We start from the raw sequence: 12,534 nt of genomic DNA on the forward strand, positions 1-12,534 counted from the left end.
AAAATTTTAGTTTTAAAGCTGCTTTTATTATTTCGCTTAAATTTGAAGTTTTAGCTTAAAGTTTTTTGATTTCCTTTAATAATTCGTCCAGCAGCTGGTCTTCTTTTACTTTTTTAACAATTTTACCAGATTTAAATATTAATCCTTCTTCCATACCACCCGCAACGCCAATATCAGCCTCTTTAGCTTCACCTGGACCATTAACAGCACATCCCATTACTGCAACTGTAATGTCTTTATCAATTTTCATCAATTCCTTTTCCACTTTTTCTGCCAGAGCTATTAAGTCGATATTTGTCCGGCCACAGGTAGGACAGGAGATAATTTCTACTCCTTTTTTCCTGAGCTCCAGTGACTTTAAAATTTGCCAGCCAACCCTAACTTCTTCAACCGGATCACCTGTCAATGAAACTCTAAGTGTATCTCCAAAACCCTGGGTTAAAAGTGAAGCAATACCGGCAGCTGATTTAATTGTACCACGCCAGGGAGTTCCAGATTCTGTAATTCCTATATGAAACGGATAATCTACTTTTTCAGCCATTAACCTATAAGCCTTTAAAGTTGTTGAAATATGGCTTGATTTTAGTGAAATAACAATATCATAAAAGTCATTTTCTTCTAAAACCCTAACATTACGGAGTGCACTTTCGACCATTGCCTCTGCAGTTGGGCCACCATATTTCTCTAATAATTCCTTTTCAATTGATCCTGAATTGCTGCCAACTCTAATTGGTATTTTATTATTTTTGCAGGCTAAAGCAACTTCTTTCACTTTCTGATCGCTGCCAATATTTCCTGGGTTAATTCTCAGTGCATCTACTCCGTTTTCTACTGCCATTAAAGCAAGTTGATAATCAAAATGAATATCTGCAACCAGAGGAATATTTATTTTCTTTTTGATCTCAGAAAGCGCCTGAGCAGCTTTTTGATCCGGTACTGCAACCCTGATGATCTCACAACCTACTGCTTCCAGCTGCTTAATCTGTTTAACAGTTGCTTCTATATTTTCTGTTTTAGTATTGCACATTGACTGAACAGAAATTGGAGCCCCTCCCCCAACCGGCTGTTCAGAAAAATGAACAAGCTTTGTTTGTCTTCTATTATACATAATCCACCTCTATCAATTATAGACTAAAAATGATCGATTAAAATTAATATTTTTAGTTAAAAAAAGTTCGCATTACATCATTATAAATTATGAAAACCATTAAAAGCATTAAAATTGCAAAACCCAGCATGTGAACATAACTTTCTTTGCGGGGGTCAACTGGTTTACCTCTAATTAATTCAACAAAAATAAATAAAATTCTACCTCCATCTAAGGCTGGAAATGGCAGCAGGTTAATAATACCCAGATTGATGCTGATAATTGCCATCCAATTTAAAACATTTAAAATACCAACCCTTGCAGCCTGACCAATAATTGAAGCAATCATAATTGGACCACCAATATCTTCAGCAGAACTTTCTCTAAACATCTGGACAAAGCCAAAAATAGTCATTTTAAAAACCTGATAACTCTGCTCTAATCCTAAGGTAAAAGCACTGATTAAAGAAACATTTTCTCGAATTAATTTTGGATAAACACCAATAACTCCTCGCTCACTTTCCTCACTGTACATAGGAGTTAATGTAATCTCATTTATTTGATTATCACGCTGATAACGGATTAAAATTTCCTGTTCAGAATTTTTTCGAATCAGATCGGACATTTCATTCCAACTACTAACTTCCTGGCCATTAATCGAAAGAATTTTATCGTTTGCCCGCAGACCAGCTTCTGCTGCTGGTTGTTCGGGAATCACCTCTCCTAAAATAGCTGCTTCATTAGTGGAAGTTGGTACACCGAAAATGGCAAAGGCCGAGATAAATATTAAAACTGCCAGCAGGAAATTCATAATCGGTCCCATTAGTATTACTGCCAGCCTTTTTAAAGGAGACTTTTGATTAAAAAGGCGTCCTTTTTCTTTCGCCTGATCGTAAACTTCTCTTTCCTCTGCTGACATTGAATCATCAGCCGGAAATTCCCCAACCATGTTACAAAAACCTCCAAGAGGTATTGCTCTGATAGAATATAAAGTTTCACCTACCTGTTTAGAAAGAAGCTTAGGACCAAAACCTAATGCAAATTCTGAGACCATAATATCAGATTTCTTAGCAGTGATATAATGGCCGAATTCATGAATAAAAACTAAAACACCTAAAACAACAATAAAAGAAACAATTGTTAGAACCATTCTTTAATTACCTCCAGAGCTAAACGACGCGCTTCTTGATCAGCATTTAAAACTGCTTCCAGATTGGGATCTTGAATATTTTGATGCTGGTCTAAGACTGCTGCAACAACTCTACTTAAAGCTAAAAACGGAATTTTGCCTTTTAAAAAACTATAAACTGCAATTTCATTAGCTGCATTTAAAACAGCAGGATAAGTCCCTCCTGCTTTCCCAGCTGTATAAGCATATTTTAGATTAGGAAATTTTTCTGTATCAGCCTGAAAAAATTCTAAAGCTGCTATTTTATCAAGCTCCAGTCTAGCTCCCAAAGATTTTTTTCTCTCAGGGTAGGTTAAACAGTATTGAATTGGCATTCTCATATCTGCAGAACCCATTTCAGCTAAAACTGTCCCGTCAACTAATCTAATCATTGAATGTACAATGCTTTGCGGATGAACAAGTACTTTAATATTTTCATAATCACAATTAAATAACCAGTGAGCTTCAATAACTTCCAAACCTTTATTCATTAGAGAGGCAGAATCAATTGTTATTTTGCTTCCCATTTCCCAATTAGGATGGTTTAAAGCATCTTCTACTGATACACCCTCCAGTTCATCTTTAGAATAGGAAAAGAAAGGACCACCAGAAGCAGTCAAAAGAATCTGATCTAATTCTTCCCTGTGTCCCTTTAAAAGCTGAAATATTGCATTATGCTCACTGTCTACTGGTAATAATTTTACACCATTTTTGCTGACTAAATCAGTTAAAATTGAACCACCACTGACTAAACTTTCTTTATTAGCCAGAGCAATATCGTTTCCGGCTTTAGCTGCTGCAATGGAAGGTTCTAAACCAGCAAAACCGACTACAGCATTTAAAAGAAGATCTACTTCAGCAGAAGCTGCTGTTTTTAGGTTTTCCTTGCCGGTTAAAACTTCTATTTTTTTATTTTTCAGCTCAGCTTTTAAAGCAGAAGCCGCTTTTTCGTCAACAACGACTACAAATTCTGGCTGATATTTTTCAATCTGCTGGTTCAGAAGCTCAATATTTTTATATGCGGTTAAAGATTTAACCTTCCAGTCTTTTAAACTATCAACAACTTCTAAAGTCTGGCATCCAATTGAACCTGTAGAACCAAGAATTGTTATCTCTTTCATTTTTTCACCTCTAAAAATCATAAAATTTATTTTTTGATATCAATTAAATCCGAATCCACAATTGCCTTAATAATAACTAAAAAAGTTGGCCCTACTACAAAACCAATTGCTCCTAAGATCCTATAACCTGAAAAAAGAGCGGTCATAGTTGCTAAAGGATGGAGGCCTAAGTTTTTACCCATAATTTTTCCTTCTGAGGCTGAACGAACCCCGGCTAAAAACAAATGGAGTAAAAAAAGTGAAAAAGCCTGAGAAAAGTTGCCAAATATTATTGAAATGGCAATCCAGGGATAAAATAATAGAGCTGGCCCAATAATTGGTATTAAATCTAAAATTGCAGCTGCCGCCCCAACAATTAAGGCATACTGGTTGCCCATTAATTTGACACCGGTTCCAGCTACTAAACCACTTATTGAAATTAAAATTAACATTGCTCTAATATAACCAACTGCAGACCTGTTTAGCTGAGTAAAAACATTAGCAATTTTAGGCTGAATATCTTCAGGAAAAATATTGATTAGAAATGTCTTAATACTATCTCGATCTCTGCTGATAAAAAATGTAGCAATAAAAGCAATAAAGAGAATCATCAGCATACTGGGCAGTTTTGTCAAGAAATCTAAAACTGAATTAATTACAGACACCAGAGCATCTCTAATTCCATTATATAAAAGCTGAAGATTGCTGTTAATAGCATCTTTGACAGCATCAGATATTTCCCAGTTTTCCATAAAAGTTTCCAGCTGCTCATTCTGTTCAGAAATCCAGTTGATTTGAGAATCGATAGAACGATAGTCCGGTAAATTACGAAGCAGTCTATTTAATTCTAAATATCCCTGAGCTCCACCAATAATGATCATTGTAACTAAAATAACTACCACTAAAATTAGAACTGCAACTACAATAAAACCCCGATGAATCGGAACCTTTTGATCCAAATAGTCGACTATCGGATTGATCAAACTGGCAATCACAGCAGCAATAATAAATGGGGTAAAATAAATAAAAACATGCTCTAAAATCACTAAACTCAATAACAAAAATAAAAACATTAAAAAATATTTAGTGTACCACTTATCTATTAACATTTAATTCACCCCAAAAATAAAATAATGAAATAATATGTGAAAGGTGCTGTGAAAATAAAACTATCAAACCTATCTAAAATTCCACCATGACCGGGAATAATTGTCCCCGTATCTTTAACACCAAAATTTCTTTTAATACATGATTCAAATAAATCTCCCATGATTGCTACTCCAGGGAATAGAAAGGCAAAAATAACATAATATATATTGAGAATATCTAAAATATAGGCTGAACCAATTATGAAAACAGCTGTTGTTAGTACTCCCCCAACTGCTCCTGCAATAGTTTTATTAGGACTTATTACGGGAGCCATTGATTTTTTACCAAATTTTTTACCGACAAAATAGGCACCAGAATCTGTCAACCAGGTAGCAATTAAAACCAACCATAAGGCAGCCGTATTTAGAAAAGGTTCCTGATTAATATCTCTTAAAAAAACTGCAAATGATAAGCCACCACCAATATAAATAATTGAGAAAAGCTGATAACTTAGATTGTTAATAAAGTTTTTTTCTTCATAGTTATGTAAATGATAAATATAAAGGGTAAATATTATAATAAAAAATATAATTCCATATGGCAAAAAATTAAGGTCATTTGAAATTAAATAAGCATTAAAAACAATAAGTACAGAAGCTAAAGCAAGTATTGTCAGCAGCCCTTTCGACTTAATTTTAAGCATTCTGCTGTATTCCCTAACAGCAAGTACAGTTATTATACTGACAGTTATAAAAAATGGAAGTGAACCAGCAAAAACTAAAAATATTAATAATAAAATTCCAATAATAGCACTAATAATTCTTTTTTTAAGCATTATTATCACCATCATTTAGGCCGCCAAATCTTCTCTCTCTTTGCTTAAATTCTTCAATAGCTTTAATTAAATCTTCAGCTTCAAAATCAGGCCAAAATTTATCAGTAAAATATAATTCAGCATAAGCTGACTGCCAGAGCAAAAAGTTGCTCAAGCGCATATCGCCACCAGTCCTAATTAAAAGTTCTACATCCTGCAGCTGACTGTTATATAAAAAATTAGAAAAATTATTTTCATCTAATTGCTCAAGTTTGATTTCATTATTTTTATAAGCTTCAGCAATCTTTTTAGCAGAATCTATAATTTCTGCTCGACCTCCGTAATTAAAAGCAATATTTAAAGTTAGCTTTCTATTTTCAAGAGAACGTTTTTCAATCTGATCAATTTCATTAATTAAATTTTCCGACAATGCATCTTTTCGACCAATAAAATTGACTTTAACTCCATTTGCAAGCAGCTCTTCTACCTCATTACGCATAGTTCTTCTCATTAGGGTTAATAAAAAATCTACTTCTGCTTTTGGTCTTTTCCAGTTTTCTGTTGAAAAAGCATATACAGTTAATGACTCAACCTTTAGATCAGCTGCAGCTTTTACTATTTTTTTTAAGGTTTTAACACCCTCTTTATGACCGGCACTTCTGTTTTTATTCTGTTTTTGTGCCCAGCGGCCATTACCATCCATAATTATTGCAATGTTTTTAGGGGTATTCATTAAATCATCCCTTCCAATTAATTAATTACCCCCTAAAATAGGGGGCATAAATTAGCTGTTATATTGAAAAGACCAGGTTATTAAATAAAAACCGTTATCAGCATCTTTTTCTATTTTAAGTACTCTTTTAGTTCCACTTTTTTTAAGATTATCCTTGTTTTTGTATGGAGGTTTAATCTCTTTCAATTCATAATCAAGCTGTTCTTTTTTAAAAAAATTAACTGCTTTTTCTAGTGGAGAAGCTAAAAATTTATTAATTTCCAATTCCATAGCTTAGACTTCCATTATCTCTTCTTCTTTTCTCTCAACTATGTCATTTAATTTACCAATATACTCATCAGTTAACTCCTGAACATTGTCCAGACCTCGGTGCATATTGTCTTCAGAGATTTCTCCTTCGTCTTCTAACATTTCTAATTCTTCGTTAGAGTCTCTTCTGATACCACGAATAGCAATTCTACCTTTTTCTGCTTTTTCATGCAGGATCTTTACAAGTTCTTTTCTTCTTTCTTCTGTTAACTGGGGGATATTAATTCTAATTACACTACCATCATTACTGGGGTTAAGACCTAAGTTCTCCTGCATGATAGCTTTTTCAATTGCTTCAATATTATTTTTATCCCAGGGCTCGATTACAATCTGTCTTGCTTCTGGAGCAAAAACCTTTGCCATCTGCTGGATTGGAGTTGCTACACCATAGTTATTAGCTTTAATGTTTTCAACTAATGAGGGTCTGGCTCTACCAGTTCTAATGGTATTTAAATCTTCCTTTGTTTTTTCTAATGTTTTCTGCATCTTTGTTTCTGTTTCTTTCATTACCTCTCTAAACATAAATTTGGCCTCCTCAGATTTAATAATTAACTAACAGAAGTTCCAATATCTTCGCCAAGTAATACCCGCTTAATATTGCCTTCTTTTTTAACCGCAAATACTTTTAAGGGTATTTTATTATCCATACATAATGAAACAGCTGTAAAATCCATAACCCGCAGAGAGTTATTTAATAAATCAATGTAGGATAAAGTTTCATGTTTCTGTGCATTTTCGTTAACTGCAGGATCAGAATCATAAATACCATCTACATTCTTAGCCATTAAAATTGCATCAGCAGAAATTTCAGCTGCCCTGAGTGCTGCTGTGGTGTCAGTTGAGAAAAATGGGTTTCCTGTACCGGCAGCAAAGATAACCACTCTTCCTTTTTCTAAATGTCTAATTGCTCGACGGCGAATATAAGGTTCTGCAATTTGACGCATTTCGATTGCTGACTGAACTCTGGTCTCAATATCATGTTTTTCTACAGCATCCTGGAGTGCTAAAGCATTGATTACAGTTGCCAGCATCCCCATGTAATCTGCTGTACCTCTGTCCATACCTTTTGCACTTCCTGCTATACCTCTAAATATGTTACCACCACCAACTACAACTGCCATTTCAACATTTGTAGATTTTACAACATCACTGATTTCTGAAGCAATTTTTTTGATCATTTCAGGATCAATCCCAAAGCCATTATCACCGGCAAGTGCTTCTCCACTAATTTTAAGCAGTATTCTTGAATAAACTGGTTTCTCTGTCATTATATAATTAACCTCCATTAAATATTATTCTTCAATTTTTAGCTAATTCCTTTTTTAAAAACAAATTTACTTAAAAAAAGAGAACACTCTCGCCAGTGCTCTCCTTTTTTAATTATTATTGATTTTTTGTCATGGCAGCAACTTCAGCGGCAAAGTCTTCTTCTTTCTTTTCAATACCTTCACCAATTTCGAAGCGTGTAAACTGTTTAACTTCCATATCATTTTCTGATAATATTTCTGCAACAGTTTTTTCATCATCTCTAACAAAAGGCTGCTCTAAAAGACAAACCTGAGTATAATATTTATTGATTTTACCTTCAATAATTTGATCAAGAATATGCTCTGGCTTACCTTCGTTTAACATTTGTTCTCTATAAATTTTCTTTTCTTTTTCAATTGCTTCTGCATCTACAGAGTCACGATCTAAGAATTCTGGATTAATAGCAGCAATATGCATTGCAACATCTTTAGCAGTCTGAGCTTTTGAATCATCAAATTCATTAGCAAATTCTACTAAAACACCAATTTTTCCACCTAAATGAATATATCCAAATAAATATCCATCAGTTTCCACTTTCTTAAATCTTCTTAAGTTGATATTTTCACCAATGCTTGCAATAGCAGCTTTGATTACATCATTAACTGTCTGGCTCTCATCTTTATACCAGTTTTCCTTTTCAATAGCTTCTACCTCTTCTGCATCACTCTGCATAATATGCTCGGAAATATCAGCTACTAGGTTCTGGAACTGATCATTTTTAGCCACAAAGTCAGTTTCAGAGTTAACTTCAACCAGTATACCTTTTTTGCGGTCATCAGTGATATTTAAACTTACTAAACCTTCAGCAGCAATACGACCGGCTTTTTTAGCAGCAGCTGCCATTCCTTTTTCTCTCAAATATTCGACAGCAGCTTCAATATCGCCATCCACTTCGTTTAATGCCTTTTTGCAGTCAAGAACACCTGCACCTGTGCGGGAACGAAGTTCTTTTATATCTTTCATTGTAACGCCCATTTATAAATAACCTCCTTATAGTAACTTATAAAACTTAAATTAAATATTTTTAAACCAAGATCTTTGAAATTATAATCTAATAATTTAGTTAATAATTACAATTATGCTAGAAAAAAAGCGCTGCAAAGCTTAAAACTTCACCAGCGCTTTTTATAAGTTCTTAATTTATTCAGCAGTATTTTCTTCAGCTTCAGCTTCTTGTTTAACTTCAGCTTCCTGTTTGCCCTGCTTTCCAGCAAGTACTGCATCAGAAATAACACTGGTAATCAATTTGACAGCTCTAATAGCATCATCATTACCAGGAATGACATAATCTATCAGATCTGGATCACAGTTTGTATCTAAGATTGATACAATTGGGATATCAAGTTTTCTAGCTTCTGAAACTGCGATATCTTCTTTTCTTGCATCTGTGATAAAGATTACATCTGGTAAACCATTCATATCTCTAATTCCACCGAGGAATCTCTGAAGTTTATCGTGTTCTTTGTTTAACTCGATAACCTCTTTTTTAGGAAGAACTTCAAAAATACCTTCTTCTTCCATCTGCTCGATTTCTTCTAAGCGGTCAATACGCTTCTTAATAGTATGGTAGTTAGTTAACATACCACCTAACCAGCGCTGATTAACATAAGGCATTCCGCATCTTTCAGCTTCTTTTTTAACAGTTTCCTGTGCCTGACGCTTTGTTCCAACGAACAGTACATTTTTACCTTCAGCAGCCTGATCCTTAACGAAATTATATGCATCGTCAATTAACTTAACTGTCTGCTGTAGGTCAATAATGTAAATCCCATTTCTTTCGGTGAAAATATATGGTTTCATCTTTGGGTTCCATCTTTTAGTCTGATGACCAAAATGAACACCCGATTCGAGGAGTTGTTTCATGTTTACAACTGACATAACTCCTGCACCTCCTTTCTGGTTTTAGCCTCCGACAGCATCAACTCTAAACACAACTGTATTAAATACAGCACCAGCATTTAGATCAACTGTCGTGTGTATTTTGCCACAAAAAAGTATACCATAGACTTGAAACTTAATCAAGGCTTTTTATGAAAATAATTTTTCTCTAATAGAAAAAAAGACTCCTCATCTAATTGAGGAGCCTGTTAAATCAACAATTATCATTTTATGCTTTTAGTTTTTCTAATTCTTCTAATAAATTGTCATTGAGAACTTTGATGTATGTTCCCTTCATTCCTAATGAACGAGACTCAATTACACCTGCACTTTCAAATTTACGTAAAGCATTAACAATAACAGATCTGGTGATACCAACTCTATCTGCTACCTTACTTGCTACTAATAATCCTTCTTCTCCATCTAATTCCTCAAAAATATGTTCAATCGCTTCTAATTCGGAATAAGATAGAGTATCAATTGCAATTTGAACCGCTGCTTTTTTACGAGCTTCCTTTTCTATTCTTTCACTACGGGAACGCAGAATTTCCATTCCAACAACTGCTGCTCCATATTCTGCCAGAACTAAATCCTCATCTGTAAAGGCAGAGCCATAACGAGCAAGAACTAAGGTTCCTAATCTATCTCCACCACCAACAACAGGTACAATTGTTGTTAACTTATCTTCAAATAAGCAGTCCTCACCATCAGCAAAAACACACTTACCATCTTTTTGTTCAATATTTGACTTTGTTTCTCTAATTCTTAATAAGCCTTTGTTATAGTCTTCAGGAAATTCTCCCTGATCAATAACTGCTTCTTCCATAATATCACATTCAAAATCATCTAAAAGGCTGTAACCTAAAATCTTTCCTTTTTTACTTGTCACATAAATGTTACACTGTACTGCTTCTTTTAAAACATAAGCCATATCAACAAAATCAACTGCGTTTCCACCTGTTCTCTGTAATAATCGGTTAATTTTTCTACTTTTTTCTAATAAACTACCCATTGTTATCTCCTCCATTTTCAGTTTTAAATTATAAAATATATTTACTTAGGTCTTTATCTGCAACAACATCTTTTAACTTATCATTTACATAGTCAACATTTATTTCTATTTCTTCGCGTTCCATACCTGGAGCTTCAAAAGAAAGATCTTCTAATAGTTTTTCCATAATTGTATGCAATCTTCTGGCTCCAATGTTTTCTGTTTCTTCATTAATATCATAAGCAAAACTTGATATTTCTTCGACAGCATCTTCTGTGAAGTTGATAGTTATGCCCTCAGTCTCTAATAAAGCCTTATACTGCTTGACCAGAGAGTTCTGGGGTAGTAAGAGTATATCTTTGAAATTTTCCCGGCTGAGGCTGTCTAAATTGACTCTCAGTGGGAATCTCCCCTGCAGTTCAGGTATCAGATCTGCTGGTGAAGAAACATGAAAGGCTCCTGCAGCAATAAAAAGAATGTGATCAGTTTTTACTGAACCATGTTTTGTGCTTACAGTTGAACCTTCGACAATCGGCAGAATATCTCTCTGTACACCCTGTCTTGATACTTCTGGGCCAGAATTTGATTCTCTACCGGCAATCTTATCAATCTCATCTAAAAAGATAATTCCATCTTCTTCAACCTTTTCTATTGCTTCAGCTTTAACCTGGTCCATATCGATCAGCTTTTGAGCTTCTTCATCTTTCAACATTTCTTTGGCCTGAGCAATAGTAACTTTTTTCTTCTGTTTTTTATTTGGAAAAATATTTCCTAACATATCCTGAAAGTTAATACCCATCTCTTCTACACCTGAACCAGAAAAGACTTCCATCATTTGAGTATTACTTTCTTCAACTTCAATTTCTATTTTTTGATCATCCAGCTTGCCCTCTTTAATCCTGTTGTACATTCTTTTTCTGCGGGCAGCTATTCGATCATCCACATTTTCACTCGTTCTATTAATATCATCAACTAAATTAGAATAATAGTCATCATTTTTTTTACCTTTACCGGGCAGCATTTTATTTACAATTCTTTGAATAGCCTGCTTTTCTGCCTCGATTTCAACTTCTTCCATTTTTTCTTCTCTGACCATTCTAATTGCTGATTCTGTAAGGTCTCTAATCATTGATTCTACATCACGACCTACATAACCAACTTCAGTGAATTTAGTAACTTCTATCTTTATAAAAGGAGCTCTGGCAATCTTAGCAAGTCTGCGTGCAATCTCAGTCTTACCAACACCGGTTGGTCCAATCATTAGAATGTTTTTTGGAATAATTTCATCCTTCATCTCATCCTTTACCAGTTTCCTTCTATATCTATTTCTTAGAGCTATTGCCACTGATTTTTTAGCCTTATTCTGTCCAATTATATATTTATCTAGTTCAGCAACGATTTCTTTTGGTGTTAGTTGATTATTCACCTGCTTCAGACTCACCTCCATTTAACTCCTCTAAAGTAATATTTTCATTGGTATAAATACAAATAGAAGCCGCTATTTTGAGTGCTTCACTGGCTATATCCCCGGCATTCAGGTCTTGAGCATGGTTTGATAAAGCTGTAGCAGCCGCTCTTGCATAAGGGCCACCTGAACCAATAGCAGAAATATCGCCATCAGGTTCAATCACATCACCATTACCTGAAATAATAAGGATTTCATCCAGATCTGCAACAATTAGCAAAGCTTCAAGTTTTCTCAAAATTTTATCTGTCCGCCATTCTTTGGCCAGCTCAACTGCTGCCCGCTGCAGACTTCCATGGTATTCCTCTAATTTCCCTTCGAATTTCTCAAAAAGGGTAAAGGCATCTGCAGATGTTCCGGCGAATCCAGCTAAAATTTTGCCATTATATAATCTTCTGACTTTTCTGGCTGTACTTTTCATAACTGTATTACCAAGTGTTACCTGGCCATCTCCAGCTAAGGCTGTACAACCATTATGTTTTACAGCAACTATAGTAGTTGCTTCAAAATCTGTAATTGACAATTTAGAACCTCCTTTACTTATAATCTTATATTTTTTAAATTGTCACATGATTCAAAATATTTTAATCTA

Annotated in this window: 14 protein-coding genes; all 14 read right to left on the reverse strand. The window is 34.4% G+C overall.

Going from position 1 to position 12,534, the window contains the following annotated elements; all coding sequences use genetic code 11:
- Nucleotides 1–55: 55 nt before the first annotated feature.
- Nucleotides 56–1,108, reverse strand: coding sequence for a flavodoxin-dependent (E)-4-hydroxy-3-methylbut-2-enyl-diphosphate synthase (ispG, locus tag ACZ446_RS07505; protein WP_464391965.1), 1,053 nt, complete (start codon nt 1,106–1,108; stop codon nt 56–58).
- Between the two features lie 52 nt (nt 1,109–1,160).
- On the reverse strand, nt 1,161–2,237 hold the full coding sequence (gene rseP, locus ACZ446_RS07510; protein WP_464391966.1) for an RIP metalloprotease RseP: 1,077 nt from the start codon (nt 2,235–2,237) through the stop codon (nt 1,161–1,163).
- Entirely contained in the window at nt 2,228–3,376 is a 1,149-nt protein-coding gene (locus tag ACZ446_RS07515) for a 1-deoxy-D-xylulose-5-phosphate reductoisomerase (protein ID WP_464391967.1), read from the reverse strand. The genes rseP and ACZ446_RS07515 overlap by 10 nt, the downstream gene beginning before the upstream one ends.
- Nucleotides 3,377–3,402: 26 nt before the next feature.
- Nucleotides 3,403–4,464, reverse strand: a complete 1,062-nt coding sequence (ytvI, locus tag ACZ446_RS07520; protein ID WP_464391968.1) for a sporulation integral membrane protein YtvI — start codon at nt 4,462–4,464, stop codon at nt 3,403–3,405.
- A 5-nt stretch (nt 4,465–4,469) separates the two neighbouring features.
- Entirely contained in the window at nt 4,470–5,279 is an 810-nt protein-coding gene (locus tag ACZ446_RS07525; protein ID WP_464391969.1) for a phosphatidate cytidylyltransferase, read from the reverse strand.
- Nucleotides 5,272–5,991, reverse strand: a complete 720-nt coding sequence (locus ACZ446_RS07530) for an isoprenyl transferase (RefSeq protein WP_464391970.1) — start codon at nt 5,989–5,991, stop codon at nt 5,272–5,274. Before ACZ446_RS07530 ends, ACZ446_RS07525 begins: the two co-directional genes overlap by 8 nt.
- A 51-nt stretch (nt 5,992–6,042) precedes the next feature.
- Nucleotides 6,043–6,261 carry a hypothetical protein gene (locus ACZ446_RS07535; RefSeq protein ID WP_464391971.1) on the reverse strand — a complete coding sequence of 73 codons (219 nt, stop codon included), beginning with the start codon at nt 6,259–6,261 and terminating at the stop codon, nt 6,043–6,045.
- 3 nt (nt 6,262–6,264) lie between these two features.
- On the reverse strand, nt 6,265–6,822 hold the full coding sequence (gene frr / locus ACZ446_RS07540; RefSeq protein ID WP_464391972.1) for a ribosome recycling factor: 558 nt from the start codon (nt 6,820–6,822) through the stop codon (nt 6,265–6,267).
- A 26-nt stretch (nt 6,823–6,848) separates the two neighbouring features.
- Nucleotides 6,849–7,568 carry a UMP kinase gene (pyrH, locus tag ACZ446_RS07545; protein WP_464391973.1) on the reverse strand — a complete coding sequence of 240 codons (720 nt, stop codon included), beginning with the start codon at nt 7,566–7,568 and terminating at the stop codon, nt 6,849–6,851.
- A 115-nt stretch (nt 7,569–7,683) separates the two neighbouring features.
- Nucleotides 7,684–8,583, reverse strand: a complete 900-nt coding sequence (gene tsf / locus ACZ446_RS07550) for a translation elongation factor Ts (protein ID WP_464391974.1) — start codon at nt 8,581–8,583, stop codon at nt 7,684–7,686.
- Between the two features lie 165 nt (nt 8,584–8,748).
- Complete coding sequence (gene rpsB / locus ACZ446_RS07555; RefSeq protein ID WP_464391975.1) at nt 8,749–9,486, reverse strand: 30S ribosomal protein S2; 738 nt, start codon at nt 9,484–9,486, stop codon at nt 8,749–8,751.
- Nucleotides 9,487–9,715: 229 nt separating this feature from the next.
- A complete protein-coding gene (gene codY, locus ACZ446_RS07560; RefSeq protein WP_464391976.1) occupies nt 9,716–10,498 on the reverse strand; it encodes a GTP-sensing pleiotropic transcriptional regulator CodY in 783 nt (260 codons plus the stop codon).
- A 28-nt stretch (nt 10,499–10,526) separates the two neighbouring features.
- A complete protein-coding gene (hslU, locus tag ACZ446_RS07565) occupies nt 10,527–11,924 on the reverse strand; it encodes an ATP-dependent protease ATPase subunit HslU (RefSeq protein WP_464391977.1) in 1,398 nt (465 codons plus the stop codon).
- Nucleotides 11,896–12,465, reverse strand: a complete 570-nt coding sequence (gene hslV, locus ACZ446_RS07570) for an ATP-dependent protease subunit HslV (protein ID WP_464391978.1) — start codon at nt 12,463–12,465, stop codon at nt 11,896–11,898. Before hslV ends, hslU begins: the two co-directional genes overlap by 29 nt.
- Nucleotides 12,466–12,534: the final 69 nt, after the last annotated feature.

This window comes from Halanaerobium sehlinense, assembly GCF_055379485.1.